This window comes from Spiroplasma taiwanense CT-1 (assembly GCF_000439435.1).
GTDB classification, from domain to species: domain Bacteria; phylum Bacillota_I; class Bacilli_A; order Mycoplasmatales; family Mycoplasmataceae; genus Spiroplasma_A; species Spiroplasma_A taiwanense.
Genome location: NC_021846.1, coordinates 394,168 through 414,043 on the forward strand (window position 1 = coordinate 394,168; position 19,876 = coordinate 414,043).

Annotated in this window: 20 protein-coding genes; 17 read left to right on the forward strand and 3 right to left on the reverse strand. The window is 23.1% G+C overall.

Annotated elements, in window-relative coordinates; all coding sequences use genetic code 4:
- The first annotated feature begins 15 nt into the window (after nucleotides 1-15).
- Nucleotides 16-378, forward strand: coding sequence for a hypothetical protein (locus tag STAIW_RS01980; RefSeq protein ID WP_020834187.1), 363 nt, complete (start codon nucleotides 16-18; stop codon nucleotides 376-378).
- A gap of 186 nt (nucleotides 379-564) precedes the next feature.
- Here STAIW_RS01980 and STAIW_RS06335 read toward each other — a convergent pair whose 3' ends face one another.
- From STAIW_RS06335 to STAIW_RS01995, 3 genes are read right to left on the reverse strand one after another with little or no spacing between them, the layout of a single operon-like run.
- The gene (locus STAIW_RS06335; RefSeq protein WP_020834188.1) at nucleotides 565-690 is read right to left on the reverse strand and encodes a helix-turn-helix transcriptional regulator; all 126 of its coding nucleotides are present in this window, start codon (nucleotides 688-690) and stop codon (nucleotides 565-567) included.
- A 34-nt stretch (nucleotides 691-724) separates the two neighbouring features.
- On the reverse strand, nucleotides 725-1,207 hold the full coding sequence (locus tag STAIW_RS01990) for a hypothetical protein (RefSeq protein WP_020834189.1): 483 nt from the start codon (nucleotides 1,205-1,207) through the stop codon (nucleotides 725-727).
- A gap of 26 nt (nucleotides 1,208-1,233) precedes the next feature.
- A complete protein-coding gene (locus STAIW_RS01995; protein ID WP_020834190.1) occupies nucleotides 1,234-1,857 on the reverse strand; it encodes a DUF1700 domain-containing protein in 624 nt (207 codons plus the stop codon).
- Between the two features lie 238 nt (nucleotides 1,858-2,095).
- On the opposite strand from STAIW_RS01995, the gene fib reads away from it, so the two are divergent.
- The 16 genes from fib (at nucleotide 2,096) to STAIW_RS02070 (ending at nucleotide 19,876) form a co-directional block, all read left to right on the forward strand.
- Nucleotides 2,096-3,637, forward strand: coding sequence for a cytoskeletal motor fibril protein Fib (fib, locus tag STAIW_RS02000; protein ID WP_020834191.1), 1,542 nt, complete (start codon nucleotides 2,096-2,098; stop codon nucleotides 3,635-3,637).
- Between the two features lie 176 nt (nucleotides 3,638-3,813).
- Nucleotides 3,814-5,157: an SGNH/GDSL hydrolase family protein gene (locus tag STAIW_RS02005; RefSeq protein ID WP_020834192.1), complete on the forward strand. Its 1,344-nt coding sequence runs from the start codon at nucleotides 3,814-3,816 to the stop codon at nucleotides 5,155-5,157.
- An 83-nt stretch (nucleotides 5,158-5,240) separates the two neighbouring features.
- Nucleotides 5,241-5,678 carry a hypothetical protein gene (locus STAIW_RS02010; RefSeq protein WP_020834193.1) on the forward strand — a complete coding sequence of 146 codons (438 nt, stop codon included), beginning with the start codon at nucleotides 5,241-5,243 and terminating at the stop codon, nucleotides 5,676-5,678.
- A gap of 97 nt (nucleotides 5,679-5,775) precedes the next feature.
- Nucleotides 5,776-7,404 (forward strand): YitT family ABC transporter, encoded by a 1,629-nt coding sequence (locus STAIW_RS02015; RefSeq protein WP_020834194.1) that lies wholly within the window; start codon nucleotides 5,776-5,778, stop codon nucleotides 7,402-7,404.
- Between the two features lie 105 nt (nucleotides 7,405-7,509).
- A complete protein-coding gene (locus STAIW_RS02020) occupies nucleotides 7,510-7,785 on the forward strand; it encodes a hypothetical protein (protein WP_020834195.1) in 276 nt (91 codons plus the stop codon).
- Between the two features lie 8 nt (nucleotides 7,786-7,793).
- A complete protein-coding gene (locus STAIW_RS02025) occupies nucleotides 7,794-11,552 on the forward strand; it encodes a protein translocase SecDF, variant type (protein WP_020834196.1) in 3,759 nt (1,252 codons plus the stop codon).
- Nucleotides 11,553-11,570: 18 nt separating this feature from the next.
- Nucleotides 11,571-12,083: an adenine phosphoribosyltransferase gene (locus tag STAIW_RS02030; RefSeq protein WP_020834197.1), complete on the forward strand. Its 513-nt coding sequence runs from the start codon at nucleotides 11,571-11,573 to the stop codon at nucleotides 12,081-12,083.
- Nucleotides 12,084-12,238: 155 nt separating this feature from the next.
- A complete protein-coding gene (locus STAIW_RS02035) occupies nucleotides 12,239-14,548 on the forward strand; it encodes a RelA/SpoT family protein (RefSeq protein WP_020834198.1) in 2,310 nt (769 codons plus the stop codon).
- 87 nt (nucleotides 14,549-14,635) lie between these two features.
- Nucleotides 14,636-15,460 (forward strand): hypothetical protein, encoded by an 825-nt coding sequence (locus tag STAIW_RS02040; protein ID WP_020834199.1) that lies wholly within the window; start codon nucleotides 14,636-14,638, stop codon nucleotides 15,458-15,460.
- 128 nt (nucleotides 15,461-15,588) lie between these two features.
- Nucleotides 15,589-15,834: a hypothetical protein gene (locus tag STAIW_RS02045; protein WP_269077211.1), complete on the forward strand. Its 246-nt coding sequence runs from the start codon at nucleotides 15,589-15,591 to the stop codon at nucleotides 15,832-15,834.
- A 104-nt stretch (nucleotides 15,835-15,938) separates the two neighbouring features.
- Nucleotides 15,939-16,328: a hypothetical protein gene (locus tag STAIW_RS02050; RefSeq protein ID WP_020834201.1), complete on the forward strand. Its 390-nt coding sequence runs from the start codon at nucleotides 15,939-15,941 to the stop codon at nucleotides 16,326-16,328.
- Between the two features lie 156 nt (nucleotides 16,329-16,484).
- Nucleotides 16,485-16,952: a hypothetical protein gene (locus STAIW_RS02055; RefSeq protein ID WP_041618823.1), complete on the forward strand. Its 468-nt coding sequence runs from the start codon at nucleotides 16,485-16,487 to the stop codon at nucleotides 16,950-16,952.
- A complete protein-coding gene (locus STAIW_RS02060; RefSeq protein WP_020834203.1) occupies nucleotides 16,937-17,425 on the forward strand; it encodes a hypothetical protein in 489 nt (162 codons plus the stop codon). The genes STAIW_RS02055 and STAIW_RS02060 overlap by 16 nt, the downstream gene beginning before the upstream one ends.
- Before the next feature lie 621 nt (nucleotides 17,426-18,046).
- A complete protein-coding gene (locus tag STAIW_RS02065) occupies nucleotides 18,047-18,973 on the forward strand; it encodes a lipoprotein (protein WP_020834204.1) in 927 nt (308 codons plus the stop codon).
- A gap of 96 nt (nucleotides 18,974-19,069) precedes the next feature.
- Entirely contained in the window at nucleotides 19,070-19,240 is a 171-nt protein-coding gene (locus STAIW_RS06180; protein WP_020834205.1) for a hypothetical protein, read from the forward strand.
- Nucleotides 19,241-19,321: 81 nt separating this feature from the next.
- Nucleotides 19,322-19,876, forward strand: a complete 555-nt coding sequence (locus STAIW_RS02070; RefSeq protein WP_020834206.1) for a hypothetical protein — start codon at nucleotides 19,322-19,324, stop codon at nucleotides 19,874-19,876.

The window sequence follows — 19,876 nt, forward strand, 5'->3', positions numbered from 1 at the left end:
ATAGATGAGGTAAGCATGATAGTAAATGAAAAATCAAATTTATTAATAGTATATTTTGAAACAGGTGAAGAGGTTATTAATCAAATTAGTAATATCATACGTGAATATAAATTAATTGATGCAAAAATTTCAGGTTATGGTTATTTGGAAAGAATTGAATATGGGGTTTTATCTCAAATTGATCCATTTTTTTTATCAAAGCATCTTCAAGAAGGTTTAATTACAGTTACAGATTTTTTAGGAATGATTGAAAATAGAGAATTTAATATTATGGTAAGCAGTGTGGACTCAAATTTTCTAAGACATCAAGGTAAATTAATTAGTGGTATTGTAATTAATTCTTTTACTTTAATTTTAGAAATTCTAACAACAGAATAAAAAGTAGTTTATATTTTATATACAAACTGCTTTTATTATTTTTCTAGAAGTTTATTAATTCGACTAATAAAACTTTCTCAAATAGATATCATTCTTGTAAGTTCTCTTTTTCCTAAAAGTGTTATTTTATAATATTTTCTTGCTGGTCCTTGTTCAGAGTTAATTAAATAATAATCACAAAATTTATTATTTAATTAACTTTTTGAAAATTGCATAAGCTGTTGACTCATTGATTTGAACAAATTCGCTAATTGCTTTATTTAATTCATATGTATAATAATCTTTTTTATTTAAAAAATATAATACTATCATTTCTAAAATCCCTTTTTTTAACTGAATATCCAAATTAATTAAAATTGAAACTGAATTGCAATTGTTCAGGTTTTCAATTCATTATTGAGTTATATCATTCTAAATTAGGGATTACTATAGAAATATTTTTTATTTTATTTTCTTCTTGAGTAACATTAAAAATAATTTTTCCATTAATAATATATTTTTCTTGTAAATTATAATTTCTTTTTATATTAAAATTAAAAGTATTTTGATTTTCATCGTTTTGATCAATAAAATCAAAATCTCTTCATTCATTAGAATTTTGCTTAAATCAAGATGTTTGATTTATTTCTTGAAAATAGTGCATTAATTTTTCTTTGTTAATTTTATTTTCATCAATAAAATTATTATCTAAGTTTATTTTTTCAATAAATTCTTCTTGATTATTAAAATTTATTAATTCTTGAGATTTTTTGTATCTATTATGAACTATATAATCAATGTATCCATTTTTATATGCAAACCCCATTGTAAACTCTAAAATAATTGCCATAACAACTTCTGAAACAATTATTTAAATTATTCAAATTTTATAGAAAATTGTTTTTGGTTTTTTCTAATTTTAAAAAAATTTGATAATTTTAAACTTGATTTATATAAAATAGTTGTTAAGAAAAAAACTAATACAGTTGCAAAAGGAACAATTGCAATTAGAAGTAATGAGATACTGGTTCCAAAATATGGGTCGTAGTTTATATAAGACATTGCTACTGCAACTATTAATGAAATTGGTGTAATAATTGCAGTTATTGCAAATGCAATTGTTAGTGTTCAGCTAACTAAACTAATCATAAAACTCAAGATTGCTGCAAAAATTTTTGAAAAACTTCATCTAGACTTTTCTTGATTATTTTCATTATCAGTTATTTCTACTTTCATAATATTTTTCTTAATTTTTTCCTTTCTTTTTGAAGAATCTTCTATATTGAATTCTTCATAAATTTCTTTAACAATTATTGGAATTGGTCTTAAATTAATTAAAATTGATTCTGGACTTTTTCCTTCACTTACTTCTTCACTAAATTGTTCTGTATAACTTAGTAAAATATCATCTCTATCTTCAATCTCTAATTTAGATAAACCATTTTTTAAAAAAAGTATTCACTTTTTAATTTTTTTTGGCAATAAAATTTTTTCTGTCATATTAATTTTCTCCTAGATTTAAACTAAACAAAGTATTCTATAATAACAAGTAGTAAAATAAAGTTAAAAATAATTTATAAAATTTAAAAGAAAATATTTTCAATTAAAAATTTTCTTATTTTTTGACTTAAAAAAATAGTGTTTTGTATAGTTTTTTAGTATAATTAAAATAATCTTTATCTATGCTAATAAAGCATAAATTGAGGTAGAAAAGAAAATATAAGAGGTGACCTAAAAAATGATTGGTATTATTTCAACAGCTTATTTTACAGTTAGAGATCGTGAAGGAATTAAAACTGTAAGAAAATATTGATGAAGAAATATGGTAATTCAACATGTTAAGTACAGAGGAAAATTTTTTGTAATTGCAACTATTGGATATGGTAAAGCGAATGCAGCCATGGCAATTACTTACTTAATGGAAGAATACCCAACTTTAGAAACAGTTCTAAACGTTGACTTAGCTTTATCAACAAATGATAAATTCGACACAACAGATACAGTTATGGCTACAAAATTTATATACAGAGATGCAGACCTAACAGTATTTAAAGATATTAAATATGGACAAATCGTTCATGAACCAGAAGCATTTGCTTTTAATACAGAACTTGAAACACAAGTTAAAAACTTTAAATTAGGAGTTTCAGATGGAATTATTGGTACAGCTGATATGTTAATTTACAACTCAAAACAATTTAAAGAAATGGTTGATAAATATGGACAAACAATTGATGTTATTGATTCAGAAGCTGGAGCACTAGCTCAAGTTGCTAAAAAATCAAGTGTTAACTTTGTAGCAATGAAAATTATGTATAATAATGCATTATCTCCATGAGATAATGATCCGTTACATAAATTTAAAATTTATGAAACAACAAATACATTAAAATATTTAGTAGCAAGATTATTTAATCTATTATCATCAAAATTATTTATTGATTTTTCAAAAAGCACTATTGATGAATTAGATGTTATTAATGAATTATTTGAAATGGAACATGATGCTTGAACAAAACGTTTCAAAAAAAATGTTTCTTCATTACTTTCAGGATTCGGACCTTCATTGATGTTGGTTGATAGTAAAGCAGCAACTCCAGAAGCAGTTGATATTGTTGAAGTTATGAAAACAAAAATTGAAGATGAAGGACCAAGTAAAATCATTTTAGGTGAAGATGAATGAAAAAATGCACCAAAAAAATGATTACGTAAATTAATGTTCTTACAAAATGTTCATGTAAATGATGATGAACTGTTATGAAATAAATCAGCAAAATATGATACTAGATCACATAAAATTAATTCAATTGAAGATGTTGCAAAAGCAATTTCAAAAGCAATTTCAGATCGCTCACAAGATAAATCATCATATACTTATGATGGTGCAACAGTTGCTAAAAAACACTTATTAGTAACAGTTGATGCTGCAATTTCATTCTATATTACAAATAATTCAACACATGAATTTGTAGAAGAACCAAAATATGGTTCAAAATTAGTTGCAAATGAATTTACAAAATTCTTAAATGAACAATTAGCAGAGGTTGATTCACCATTTGAAAAAATAATAGTGTATATTAAAATTCCTGCAATTGGAGCTTCAAAATTACCTGTATTTATTCAAACAAAATCAAAAGCAAATACTCCAATTGTTTTTGGTGGATATTCAGCAAAAGAACAAAAAACTTATACAGTTGTAGATATTACAAGAAATGATTATGACCCATTAAAAGTTGGTTCATTCAAAGTAACTATTCGTTTGAAAAATGAATTAAAATAGTAAAACAAATAAATGAAAATCACGTTGATCAATATTTCAAGGTGATTTTTTTATTAATGATTTTATAATATAAAAATCATTTTATATTATAAAATCATTTTTATATTCCTTAATTTAAAATTAATTTATAGTTGTCTAAAATATTTTAGACAATTTTTAAAATATAAGGAGTTAAAATGAAAAGAATACTATCGTTTTTAATGTCAAGTACATTAGTAATTACTTCAACAAGTCAAATAATTGCCTGTACAAATCCATTAAACTCAGAAAATTCAAAAAGTAATATAGATTATTTAAACATAGGAAAAGATATAGATACGAAATATGCATATAATGATGGAGTTAATTCAGAAGAACATGAAGGTTTTACAAATTATTATATAATTGGTGATAGTTTAAGTGACATGGATGGTTTAACTACATTTTTTAGTGATTATCTTGGAGAAACAGGAAAAACTAAGCAATCTTCAAATAAAATTAAAGAATTTAATTTAAAATTTAAAGGTGGTTATGGATTTGATGAAAATGAAAAAAGAAGAAATCCATTTACAAATGGTGAACCAGCAGGTTATGTAATTGCTAAGGAATTACATTTTGATAATCTAGAAGCAAGTAATTATTATAAAAAAATAGATTTAGATATAAAAACTGATTATGGAAATAATTATGCAGTTGGAGGAGCAACGGCTGCAAAATTTGATTCACCAACTTCAAAACTTTTATTTAATAATTTTATAATTGTTGAACAAACAAAGGCACTAATTGAACAACACAAAATTGGTGCAAATGATTTTACATTATTTCAAATCGGTCCAAATGATTTATTTGCAATAAATGAAATGACAGATGATAAAGATATCGATAAGTCAATTCAAGATGTTATGGATGCAATTACATATTCATTTTTTAGCTTATTAAATAATGGAGTAAAAAATGTTTTATTTATGACACCCCCAACACTAGATACAATTCCTCTTTACAACTCATATTCTGAAGAGCAAATAAATAAAATAAAAGAAATTGGAGAAAAATTTAATACAAATTTAATAAAAGTTATTAATCTTGTTATGAAATTCTATCCAGAAAATGTTCAATATTATGATTTATATAAAGATTTTGAAAATGTAAAAAGAGAGTATAAAGATTCAGATTTAAATACTTCTGAAAATAGTAATAAATTAATTTTGGATAAAGGATATTCAAAGGAAAAACAGCTATTACTAACAACACCAGATAAAAAACAAAATGGACAAGATTATAAATTTGAAATTAATTCATTTGATGTTAATGACTTAACTGAATTTTTACAAGAAGTTTCTAAAATTTCAGAAGAATTAAAAGGTAAATCAATTGATATTAATGGAACAATGACAATGGCGTATAATTCTGAAAACGGAGACGAAAATATAGAAAATTACTTTTTTGTAGATGATGTTCATCCTTCAAAAGGTGTTCATAAATATGTTGCAATGAAAAAAATTTTGCCAATTATTAAAGATAAGTTTATAAAAAAATCTTAGTCAATCATTTTATAATATCAATTAGTATTTTAATGATTTTTTAAGGAAATTATTTTATACTATTTATATATAGAGGTGATTCTATGACCAAGAGAAAACTTACCAGAGATGAAATTGAAAAAAGTATAGAACTTGCTTTTCAAGAATTACTAGAACTATCAACAATGGATTTAGAAAATAATTCATTTCAATTAGAAGAAGATAAACAGAAATTCAAAAAAAATATTAAAGAAAACCCAATTAAAAGTAATTCAATTGAAAAAGTAAATTCAATTCAAAAAAATTCTAAACAAACTGATTTAAAAGCAATTATAAGTTTGGCAAAACAAAAGGGTAAAGAAATAAATACTGGTAAATGAAAAGATTATGATTCAAGTAGAGAAGATGAAGTTCTTTTAAAAGCAAAAAAAGAAGGTAAATCAGCATATGATTCAGATGTTTTGAGAGAATTAATCCTGGAAAGACAAAAACAAAAAAGAAAAACAAATGATGTTAATGAAATTATTTATAAAAAAAAGTAGTATTTTTTAAGATTTAAGATATTTTTTTCAAAAAATATCTTTTTTTTGAATTAATTATAATATTATAATTCTATTGATAAAAAAAGAGAGATTTTAAATGGAAACAAAAGATTTGGTTAACAAACAATTAGCAGATGAATTAGAAACTACTTTAGAAGCTGTTGAAGAATATAATGATGAATTTTATTCATCTGATGAAAAAAAAGCAATTAAGAAAAAAGCAAAAGAACTTTCAAGAAATCATACAGAATATTTAAATACAATTGAAAATAAATTACTTTCAAAAAGAGAACAAACATTACTAGTTCAAGAATATTTTAAAACTAAATTTCTAAAAGAATTAAGAAATGTCGCATTAGCAGCACTTTTTATTACTATCGCTTTTGACTATTTTATTACAACAACTGGAAGATCGGGATTATTTCCTGCAGGTTTGGGGGCACTTGCAAGATTTTTTGCTATTTTAACTTTTCCTGACGATAGTCAATTGCAAAGTTCTTTTTACTTTATTTATTATTTTGCTTTAAATGTTCCATTAATTATTTTTGGTTACATAAAACTGGGTAAAAAATTTACTTTTATTACTTTATTATTTATTATTCTTCAAATTGGTTTTGACCAAATTATTCAAAATCTACCAGTAATAAATCCAACTGATTTTCATATAATTATTAACTATAAACTTCTTCAACAAATGCCTAATTCTTGAAATATATCTATTTGATTATTTATTTTTGGTTCACTTGGTGGATTGCTTTTAGGTTCTTCATATTCATTAGTTTATAAAATTGGTTCATCAACAGGTGGACTTGATTTTATGACAATCTACTATTCAAAAATAAAAAATAAACCAATTGGTTCAATTAATAGAAATGTAAATTTAATAATTTTGGCAACAGTTATAACTTTAAATACAATAATTTTACCTGCAGGACTAATTAACAGTGATATAAAGATAAATGTTCTAAATAATCTAGGAGTAGATAATGCATATAAACACTTTTTAAGTGATGGTAAATCAATTGTACAATCAATGTGAGATTTTGCAGCTAATGATGCAAAATATGATGGAAATTGAGCTTTGTGATTTAAAGATCAAACAGATTGAAATAATTTATCAAAAGAACAATATGAATTTTTAGTTCAATTTGTATCTCAAAGAGGATATGGGGATGATTTAAGTTTAAATATTATTGTTAAAATGAAATTTATGTTTTTATTTGGACCTTCATTATTTGCCTCAATTGTTCTTGTACTTTGTTCTTCTGTTGCAACAAACTTTTTCTACCCAAAATATAAAGTTAGAACTTACTTAATTACAACAAATCATCCAAAAGAAGTTAATTCTCTTTTATTAGAAAATGGTTTTCAAAATGATATTTTAACTTGAGATGGAACAAATAGAGTAAATGGCAACTATTTACATAGAAGTCTTATAATGGTTGCAATGTCTGTAATGGATTGAGATAAATTAGAGAAGCAACTATTTTTAGCAGATCCTCAAGCCAAAATAAATATAATAAAAACAAAAAGTGTAAAAGGTTTATTTAATTATGAAATTAAAAAGAATGATGATAGAGATATAATTCATGACAAAATTTCATCTGATGAAATGGAACTTGAGAAAATAAGACAAATTGCTATTGTTAGATTTAATAAAGAAAATGAAAAACTAACGAAAAAAATTAAAAGAAAAATAAAAACACCTTCAAAAAGTAATGAATAATTACTGAAAAATTAGTTAAAAAATAGTTATTTTATTGAATTTATAATAAAAAAAGTGTTTTTATTATAATTTTTTGTTTATAATTAATTGAGTAGTGGTGATTTAATGAATAAAAATTCTCTAGAAAAAATAATTTATAAAATGCTTGATTTAAAACTTTTAGAAGTTAAAAGAGAAATCAAGAATATCTCCTTTAATGATTTATATGGTTATTTAATGGATGTAATCTTAAAGAAAAATTCTGTAAAGGATCTCAATGATATATCATTTTATATAATGAATATAAAAATAAATAAATTATTTGAATATATGAATTTAGTAGAAATTACCCAAAAAAATGACACAGTGATAAATGATTTAAAAAGTATCTTAGAAGGATAAGTGATTCAATGTCTAACAATCAAGAAATTAAAACAAAAAAGAAAAAAATATCTTTTTTTAGATTTTTTGGAATTTTTACAATATTTATATCACTTGTTATTGGAATAGTATTCTCATCATGAAGTTTTGCTGATGGTTATAAATTAGGTTCAGATTTTAAAGGTTATTATTCTGCATTAGTTGCAGTTGACAATTTAAATTCAGAAGCAACCACTAATGGTCAACCAAATGGAGATTCTGAAGAGGGAGCAAAAGCTTTAAATAATAGATTAAATCCAATGGGAAATAATCAAATAATAATTGAAACAGCGGGGAAAAACTATTTAAAAGTTTTATCACCCGTTGATGCATATGAAAATGAAACTATTTTTAAAAATCAAATTCAAAGAAATGGTGGAATAGTTCTTTTAAGTGGTGGTTCAACTGATACTCCATTTAAAGATTTGCAAATAACAGGAGAAGGTTCTTCAATTACAAGAAAAGGAATTAATGATTACTTTTCTTCTGCTGTTTCTTCAGCAGTAACAGGTTCAAATCAGAAAGTTCCTGCAATTAATTATGACTTAAATGGAGATACATTTAAATCATTATTAACAGCTGGACAAACTGAAGAACAACAAGGAAGTGGAAGTCTAGATTTAACTATTTTGTTAGATGCTGATGGATTTTATAATGATATTAGAAACTATTATAATATAGTTTCTGGTGATGATTTTGACCAAAAAATTGAAGATTTTTATGCAAATGTTCTAGAATATTTTAAAAATATTTATAGAAGTTCAACAGATCAAGTAGTTAAAGATGCTTTATATGACTTATTTTATGGAAGATGAATAGTAAGAACACAAGGAAGTGGTATTGAAATACCGCAATATGGTTCTTTAATTGCTCCAAGAAGTGATGCAAAGATTGCAACTGCAGATGGTTTTAAAGAAATTGCTAACTCATTTACTTATATGTCAGAAACATCAAAATATGTTTATGATTCAAATGCTGTAACAGAGGACTTTACAGATGAAAATGGAAAATATTCATCAAATGTAGAACTTTATAAAGAAAGCAGTAGTTCAAGTACTCAACCTTCTGTAAGAGTAGATAAACTATTTAATAGTTTAAATCCAGAAATGATTAAATTCTTTTCAGATAAAAGTCAAGGTTCTATTGAATCAACTTTTATTGATCACTTAAGAAGTAATTACTTTTTATTTAGTGGGAGTGTTTCAGAAACTGAATCTCAAACTTCAGCTGGTTATATTAAAGACAATAGTTTAGTAACAAAAGTTGAAACTTATACTAAAGCTCAAGTTGGTGCTTCACTATTTAATGCATCAGGAAAAGGTTTTGTATTTACAGTTAATAGCATTGCGACTTTAAGTGGTCAGGTTACAAATGTAATGTTAATGATTGGAATAATCTTTATGGCAATTGTAACAATATGCATAATGATTTATATGATATTCTTCTATAGATTATTAGGATTATTTTCAATGGTTATAACATTAGCAATTATAGGTTTAACTTTGTTATCAACAGTTTGATTTGGTTTAACAATTGGTCCAGAAACTATAATTTCAATGTTTATAATAATTGCTTTAAATGTAGAAATTTTTTCACTAATTTTTGAAAATATGAAACAAAGTGTTTTTGATAAACAACGTGGCTTAAAAACAAGTTTTAATATTTCTATTAAGGAAAATTTAGGTCTAGTTTTAGATCTTGTTGTCTCATTAATAATTCCTGGTATTTGCATGTTTTGATTATCTTCAAATGCAATTCGTTCAATGGCAATTGTTTTATCAATGGGTTCTTTATTTACACTTGCTTTTTCAATGATTATTGGAATGATAGCATTTAAAATTATTGTTAATGCTAAGTTTTTTACAAAAAATATAAAATTATTTGCTTTGGATACAAGTTTTTCAAAAGAAGGAAATTTTTTATTAACTTATAAAATTAGTAAAATAAAAAATAAAATTCAAAAATTAAATAGTAAAGATTTAAATAATAAAGTTAAACCTTTAGAAGAAAAACTTTTATCTTTAAATAATAAATTAGAAATTATTAAAGATAAAAAGTTAAAAAAACTTGAACTAAAAAATAATAAGATTCAACAAAAACTTACTTTAAAAATTGAGAAACTTAATAAAAAAATTTCAATATTAGATTCAGAAAAAAATGCAAATAAAATTCAAAAATTAAATTTTAGAATTAATGAAATAAATTATTTATTAACTGATCAAACACAAGAAATAATAGAAGCTGAAAGCATAATTGTTACTTCAAAACAAGAAAAAGTAAAAGTGAAAACAGTTGAAAAAAATATTTATCATGGTTTAAAAACTATTTCAATATTTGGAATAATTATGATTTTATTATCAGTTGGGATTTCATTTATATTTGGTATGAACTTTGATTATACTTTTGGTGGACGTACAGATTATACTTTTTGAGGGGAAACTGTAGATAATTTTTATAATGAAATGGATACATTTGCAGAGGATGAAGATGCAATAAATCAAAACCCTGATTTAAAACCTCTTTATGACTATGCAAATGTATTAATTGATGAAGTAAATAATTTGCCAATTGGTACAAGTGATACAGATAAAACTTTAAAAAGAACTGAATCTGTTTATAAATTTATTGATTTATCATTTTCAAATGATATATATTTAAACTATTTTGCAACAGCTTCAAATGTTAAATCATATCAAAAACATAAATTTTCTGTTTCATTTGGAGAAAACTATAATTTTAGTTCTTCTGCAAATCAATCATCAAATATTGCAAATTGAATTACATTAACAGTTTATACAACTGATAATAATCAATCAGCATTTGTAAAAAGATATTTTACAACCTTTGGTGTAAGTAAAGATACAGAAATAACTTCTGTTAATGGTTTTATTTCAAAAAGAATTAGACCAGCAACAATGCAATGAGCACTAATTGAAATTGGATATTCATTATTGGCAATTATTCTTGCTTTAATTATTTATATTTTAATTAGATTTAAATGAACATACTATATTGCAATGGTTGTTGCAATCGTTTTGGCACCAACAATAACAGCAGCAATCATAATTACATTACAAATTCCATTAGGAAATTCTGCAATTATTGGAATTGTTGCAACAATTGTATTTGCTTCAGTCTCTGCATTTGTAATTTTTGGAAAAGCAAGAAGTTTTATTTCTTCAAGAAATGAAAAATCATTAATTAATTTCTTTAAAAAAGAAATTGAAATATTAAATGATATTAAATTAGCTAAAAAAAGAATTAAGGATGAATTATTTTTTGCAAGATCAGATTTAAAATTATTATTTAAATCAAATGATTTTGATCTTGCAGAAAAAAGAAAAAAAATTCTTGATTTTAGAGAATTAAGACATCAAAAGAAATTAGAGTATAAAAATATTAAAAAAGAAAATAAAATAAAAATTAATAGAGTATCAAAAGAAAATAACTATCTATCTGAAGTTTTAGTAGAAACTTTTAGATTTGGAGTTAAAAGATCAATTTTATTATCAGTCTTTTATATAAGTATTGCATTATTAATTTCATTTGCTATTGCACCAATTATTTCTTTTGGTATTACAACAGCAGTTGGAGTTTTAATTGCAAACTTAGTAATTTTATTTGTAGCATTACCAATTTGAATTGTTTTTGAACAAATCAGAATTAGAAATCATTTAGCAAGAAAACGTTTTATAAATAGTTTAAAAGTAACAAATGAAGAACAAATCATTGAAGGAATAAATGATTAAAATTATTGAGGTAACTATATGGATTTAAAAAAATTTATTTGAGATGTAAAGGACTTTCCTATTAGTGGGGTTGTATTTAAAGATATAACACCACTTTTAAATGATAAAAATGCATTTAAATATGCTGTTAATAAATTAGTCGAATATGTAAAAACCAAAAAAGCACAAGTTATTGTTGCACCCGAAGCAAGAGGTTTCTTATTTGCAAGTGCAGTTGCTTATGCTGCAAATTGTAGATTTGTTTTGGTAAGAAAGCCTGGGAAATTACCAAGAGAAGTTTATGATGTTGAATATGAACTTGAATATGGAAAAGGACATATACAAATGCATATTGGTGATTTAAAAGAAAATGATCAAGTTGTTATTGTTGATGATGTATTGGCAACTGGGGGAACAATGAAAGCTATTGTTAAATTAGTTGAAGATTCAAAGGCAAATATTAATGGAATTGTTTTCGTAGCAGACCTTTCTTTTCTACATGACAGTGAGTTATTTGCAAAATATGATCCAAGTAGCTTAGTTACATACTAATATAAGAATTAAATTAAGCATCTATTATAAAAATTAATTTATAAGTAAAAACAAAAATTACTTATAATTATTTATAATAGATGTTTTTATTTTTTTAAAATGATAATGTTATATAATAGTATTAACTATTTTCTTAAATAAAAGGAGGATTTTTTATGCATAATCAGGAAAAAAATGATTTTCTTTTTGTTGAATGTCGTGATGTTGAAGTTCTTATAAATGAAATGAAAAAATATATTAAAAATAAAAAAATTATTGAAGAAGTTAAAAGAGCTTATTATTATGCTGAAGATAAACACAGAAATCAAAAAAGGAAAAGTGGAGATCCATTTATTATTCACCCACTTTCAACAGCATATTATTTAGCACAATGAAGAATGGGGCCAAAAACAATTATTGCAGGTCTTTTGCATGATGTAATTGAAGATTCACCAGTAACATTTTCAGAAATTGATGAACTTTGAGGAAATGAAGTTGCCGATATTGTTGAAGCAGTTACAAAAGTAAGTTATTTCACTAAAGAAAACCGAGAACAAATGAAAGCAAATTATTTAAGAAAGTTATTTTTATCAATGATTCGTGATATTAGAGTAATTATTGTTAAAATTGCAGATAGAATGCATAATTTATTAACTTTAGGTTTTATGACTCTTGAAAAACAAAAAATAATTGCAAAAGAAACATTAGAAATTTATTCAACAATTGCTCATAGAATTGGTATGAAATCTGCAAAAAATATCTTAGAGGATTATAGTTTTGAATTTTTAGATCCAACAGAGTATCAAAAAATTAAAAATTTATTAGAAGAAGATAAAGAATCAAGAAATGAAATAATTTATGACATGATTGAAGATATTAATAAAAGACTGAAAAATGAAGGATTAGCAAATAGTACATCAGTTTTTGGTAGATGTAAAACTATTTATTCAATTTACAGAAAAATATCACAATTTGGAAAATCATTTACAGATATAAATGATATCTTAGCAATAAGAATAATTACTTCCAGAGTAGAGGATTGTTATCGTGTTTTGGGATGAATTCACCAGATGTATACACCGCTTTCTGGAAGGTTTAAAGATTATATTGCAACTCCAAAAAATAATTTATATCAATCTTTACACACAACACTTGCAAATAAGGATGGTGTAATTTTTGAAGTACAAATTAGAACAAAAGAAATGGATGATGTTGCTGAACATGGTGCTGCTGCTCATTGAAAATATAAAGAAGGTGAGCATAATGTTGATATTGCAGAAAAACAAAAAGAAATTGATGAAAAAGTAGATATGTTCACAAGGTTAATGAATCTTGAAAAATTAGCATCAGAAGGTGTAGAAGTTGAATATGAAGAAAATCAACTTTTGGATTTTGAAAATGAAGTAGAAGAAACTTTTAAATCAGATTATCTTGCACCATTAATATATATATTAACTCCTGATGGAAATGTTGTAACACTTCCATTTGGTTCTACTGTTATAGATTTTGCATATAAAATTCATACAGAAGTTGGGAATAAAACAATTGGTGCAAAAATAAATGGAGTTTTCTCACCATATAATACAACTTTAAATTCAGGAGAAATGGTTGAGGTTCAAACTTCAAAAGAAGCAGTACCAAATGAAAAATGATTAAGATTTGCAAGAACTAGTGTTGCAAAAAAAGCGATTGAGCAATACTTATCTGAAGTAAGAAAAAAAGAACTTGAAAAGGAAAAAATTACAAATCAAAAAATTATACGAAATACAAAAAGAGAAATTGATAGATATATAATTGCAAATAATCTTAAGTGACAAGTAAAATCAATTGATGAAATTCAATTAAAGTTAAAAGTTTTAGATTATAAAAATGTTGATGAATTTTTATTATCAGTAGGAAATGGAGATTTTTCAATTCCTGAGGCTGTTGATGTTGTTTATGTTTCAAAAGAAGAATTAAAAGATATTGAAGTTATCAATGATATGAAAACTAGAAAATATAAATCAGTAAAAGGAAGAGATGATTTAAAAATAAATGGTATAGATAAAGTTAATTGTACATTAGCACAATGTTGTTTTCCAATTCCAACTGAGCCAGTAACTAGTTTTATGTCAAAAACTAAAGGTATTCAAGTTCATAGAAGTGAATGTTCAAATATATTAAATATTAGAAAAGTTAAAAACTTATTAAAAACAGAATGAATTGTCAAAAAAATTAAAAATAAAACTTATAATACAAAATTAAGAATAACAACATATGATAGACCAGGATTATTTTTAGATATTGTAACTGTTTTTGCTTCACAAAGAATAAATATTGTAGAAACAAAATTAATTTCAAATGAAGAAGATTATAGTGGTAAGGGAAGTATAATAGTTAGTATAACAAATTCAGAACAATTAAATTATGTTTTAAAAAATTTAAGTGAAATACCAGGAGTCATAAAAGTATCAAGAGCAACAACTTCTGGAGATGATTTTAATTAATTTACAATTATTTTACACCCATTGTTTAAGGCAAATATTATTTTAATTTTAAGTATGATATAATAATTAATATATTTGGGGGTTTTTATGAAAAAAGAGATGGTCAATCTATCTATTTTAGAATTTGTTGAAGCTAATTTAGATTTTAATATTGCTTCAAATAGAAAAGAATCAGAATATGATTTTAATTTTACTAGATGAAAAACAATGATTTTTTCAAGTCAAAAGTTAAAATTTATTTTAAAATATGTTCAGTCTGTTTTTCAATGATTAAGTAAAGTTGTAAATGTTCAAAACTTTACAGTTTCAATTGATACAACAACAGTAGATAGATTTAATTTATCAGTTTATGAATTCGAAACACATATTTTTAATTGTTCATTATTTACAAATTTTTATCTAATTCCAGAAGGTGATTGGTCTTCAAAAATTTTTGAAATGCATTTTTCCAAATATGATTTAATAAATGGCGATTTAATTATAAAAGAAGAAACAAACTTTTGAAAAGGTGAAGATGGTTTTGAAAAGTTTGTCAATATTCTTTATTTAATTATAAAAGAACCATATAAATTTGAAAAAAACTTACCAGTACAATGACAAATTGACTTTAAAGATAAAAAATTGTCAAGTTCTCAAATTAGAATGCAACTTGCATCATTGGTTCAAACAGGAATTCGTCCAGAGGATCCATATTTGACAATTGAACAAGCAATGAAAATTGAACAAGGTGCAAATCCTGAAACCATTGCACAAGAGCAAAAAGAGGTAAATTTATCAAAAGAAGTTATTAATCCAATTTGAGATGAAGCAATAGAACAAGAAAATAAATATAATGATTTGAATTTTGCAATGGCAAAATCTAGAGGTTTAATCCCTTTTGAAAATAAGAAAAGAAATAAAAAAAATAAATAATTTTATAAAAAGTAAAAAATATTTTTAAATTATTAGAAAATATTTTTTTTAAAGTATAATAAATTTACTTATTATTTAAAACTATATAATACTAACTAATTATAGGAGAGAAATTAGATGAAAAATTATTAACTTTATTGGCTAGTGCTACTTTAATAACAAGTACTAGTGTAACAGTTATTGCTTGTGGAGATAATGACCTGAGTAACCCAGAACCAGAAAAACCAGAATCTGGTTTTCAAGAATTAATTAACGATTTTAAAAAAGATCTTACTACAATTAAAGATGAGTATTGAAGAGAAAAAACAGATAATTTCTTTTCATTAGTTGAATTTAATGAAGAAATATTTTATTTCTTAACAAAAGAAAAATAACAACTTTAGTTGATAAAAATCAAAACCAACCCGTTACAAGTATTAACGAAGATGATAAATTTCTATTAAAAACTGATATTGAAAAAATAATTAAAATCGATGAGTTGAAAGAAAAAATAAATTCATCAATTGATAAGGAAAAATATGGAATTTTAATTAATGGAAATAATTTTTTTTCAGGAATAGATTTAAATTGATCAACATTAGAAATTAATTATTCTAATGATAATTTAGAAAATCAAAAAGCAGGAGAAAACTTCATTTCTTATGTAAAAGTTGATTTAAATTTACAGTTTAAATATAAAGATGAAAATCAAGAGGAAAAAAATTTAGATATAAATCAAAATTTTGTTTATATACTTACATCAAATCAAGCATTAATCGACGCAATTAAAGATTTAGAAAAAAATGTAAGTAGAAGTTTCTTTTTATCCGGAAGTGAATTTAGTTTTCTGGATAAAGAGGACTTTCAAATTGATTTAAATGAAACTTAAGAGTCAATATTTGGAGAAGATTTAAATTTTAAAAAAATTTATGAAAGTGAAGAATTTAGAGAATCAATTTTAGAGTTTATGTAGACTAAATATTTTTCAAGTTTTTCAAATTTACCATTAAAATTTAAAAACACTAACACATTTAGTGAAATTATTTTGCAAAAAACATTAGTTCAAAATGAGAAAAAATTGAAAAATGCTCTTGAAAATTATCAAGATGAATTATTATTTAATTCTATTTTTAACAAAATTACAGAAAATGATGAAGCTTTAATATTTGAGAAAAGTAATAAAAATATTAATTCTCCAATTTATAAAGAGATTAGTTCATCATTTATGAACGTTAATAATGAGTATGAAAAACAATTTGCAAGTGAAATAACTAATTTTGAAGCTTTGACAGGTGATAAACTTGATGATTCAGTAAAAGCAGTTGTAAATAATTCAATTAAATATTATGAAGTAAAATTAAAAAATCTTTCAATAAAAATTGGAACAGCTTATGAAAATCCAATTAATAATTTATCATTTTTTTCATCGTTGCAGTTACAAATGATGAAACTGCAGAAAATAGAGAAAATATTACAAAATCTAATTTATTTGGAGCAATGTATTACAACGTAATTTCAGGAATTAAATCATATCAAAATATTTTTGGAATTCTTGATAGTAATGAAAGCGAAGGAATACCAATCGCTAGTTTTACAGGTATGTCAGCAAACTCAGAAAATGAATTAGAAAATCTTTGAAATATGTTTAAAGATCCATGACCTAATAATACTGCAGAATTACTTAATGAAAACTTATCTTTAACATATGAAGGTTTAAACAAAAGTAGAAAAAGATTACTAAATGAAGGATTTCAAACTAAATTTAAATGAGGTTTATATAATGGAGGGCTTTCTGAAGAAGCACATAAAAATGTTATTTACATGATATCAAAAAAAGGATTAGAAGTTCTAGAATTACAAGATCCTCCTGGTCCTGTACTTCCTTCAATTGGTTTTTCACTTAACTTTATAGATATTAATTTTGAAATTAATAATAATGATTTAATAACAAAAAATACAACAATAATTAAAAGAGTTAATATTTAATTTTGTTAGTATAAATTTTTAAATAAGAATAAACAACCTTAAAGAGACTAAAGTTTTGTAAAAGGTTTTTTTTAGAAAAATAGAGGAAAAGTAATTAAAATAACAATTAAAAAGTATATAAAGGGCAAAAAGTTAAAAATATAGTAAAAGATTTAAATTTAAAATTTAGTTCTCAATTACTAAAATGGTGCAATCCTTTTTGTATAAAGATGAAAGAAAATTAGACTATTTTGAAAATAACATGAAAGTTAAAAAAAAGAGTACTTACTTTCATATACAAGATTAGAAGTTGCAAATTTCTTACATACCAATAAAAATGTTATGTTTTAAATATACCAAAACATTCATATTATAATGAATTAACTTATTTATAAAAAAAATTGTTACCTCTATTTATCTAATATTAATTAAAAAAATATTATTAGTTCAAAATGAATTATCTATTTTAAATAAAAATAAAATAATATTTAAAAATATGAAAAAATCGAAGTTCAATTTTATTGATTCTAATTAAGAATTAAACTTTAATTTAAACAGCAATATTTTTTAACCCTTTTTTTAAAGTATAGTAATTAATACTTATTCATTAAAAATATTAAACGTTCTATAAGGAGTATTAACATGAAAAAATTGTTATGTTTTTTAGGAAGTTTTACTATATTGACAAGCACATCAATTAGTGTTATTGCTTGTAATTCAGATTTAAAAGATTTAGATGAAAATAATCAATTTGATTTTCAAAAATTAGTAGAAGATTTTTTAAAAGATCTTACTACAATTAAAAATAAATTTTGAAATGAAAAAAATGATAGTTTTTTTGCTTTAACTGAATTTAATGAGCAAGAGTTTGCTTTTTTGGAAAAAGAAAATATAATAAAATTAGTTAATCAAAATAATAATAAACCTGTTGACAATTTAAGTGAATCGGATAAAACTTTGCTAATTCAAGATATCAAAAAGTTACTTTCGGAAGATGAATTAAAAAGTAAATTTGATTCCTTATTAAATAAGGAAAAATATTCGCTTTTAATTAGTAATTCAAATTATTTTTTGAGTTTTGATTTTGATTGAAGCACATTAGAAATTAATTATACAACTCAACAATTAGCAAATAAAAATTTTGAAAAAAATGAATCGTTTATTTCCTATGTAAAAATTGATACAATATTGCATTTTAAATATTATGATAATAATTTTGAGCAAAAATTTTTTGACTTAAATCAAAAATTTGTTTTTACATTGACAACAGATGGATCATTTATGGAATCAATAAAGAATTTTGAAAAAAATATCAAATATAATTATTTTTTAAGTGGTCAAAAATATAGTTTTCTGGATAAAGATAATTTTGGAATTGAACTAGATAAAAATTCTGATGATATATTTGATAAAAAAATAAATTTTAGAAATGTTTATGAAAATCAAGAATTTAAAAATAACATAATTAATTTTATTAAAAAAAAATATTTCCAAAATTTTGAAAATATTCCTTTAATTTTTAAAGAGAGTAATATTTTTGGAGAATTCATTTTATTAGAAGAATTTTAAACTTATCAAGATTCTATTTATGAAGTTCCAATTGAAATGGAGTCTGAAAAATTATATGATTCTATTTTTAATAGAATCACTTAAGAAGACTCAAAAATGATTTTTAATACTAATTCATCACAAATTAACTTATTTATATATAATGAATTAAATTCAATATATATAAAAAATTATGAAGTTTATACTGAAAAATTAAATAAACTTGTTATTGAATTACAAGAAGCTTCAAATATTTTTTTATCTGAAGCTGCAAAAGATTTTTTATAAAATTCAATTAAAATTAGTGAAGTTAAATTAAATAATCTTTCAATTAAAATTGGTTCTTTATATGAACACCCACTAAATAATTTGTCTTTTTATACGTCAATTGCAGTTACAAATGATGAAACAGAGGATAGTAGAGAAAATCCTGTTAGGTCTAATTTGTTTGGAGCAGTGTATTATAATACAATAACAGGAATTAAATCATTTCAAGATGTTTTTGGAATAGTGGATAGAAAAAAGAATGAAACATTCTCACCATTAGCAATTTTTACTGGTAAAACTAATGATTTCTCTGAAAACTTATGAAATAATATTTTTTTTGAATTATCTAATGCTGAAATAAATAAGTGATTGTCTTTAAATAAAGAAGAATGAATAAAGCCTAAAGAAATATTATTAGATAATGAAAGACAAAGTAAATTTTCATGAAATATTTTAAATAAAGTTGATTCTTTTTGAAATGAAAATAGAGCGGTTTATTGAAAACAAGATTCAACAGGAATTAGAATAAAACAAAGTTTTGAGCAAATAGAAAGTCAAGTAATATCTATAGAATTTAATTTTATTAAAATAAAATTTAAAATAGTAGATGTTTTTTGAAAACAAGAAGAAAAATTGATTTTTCAAAGAAAAATATAA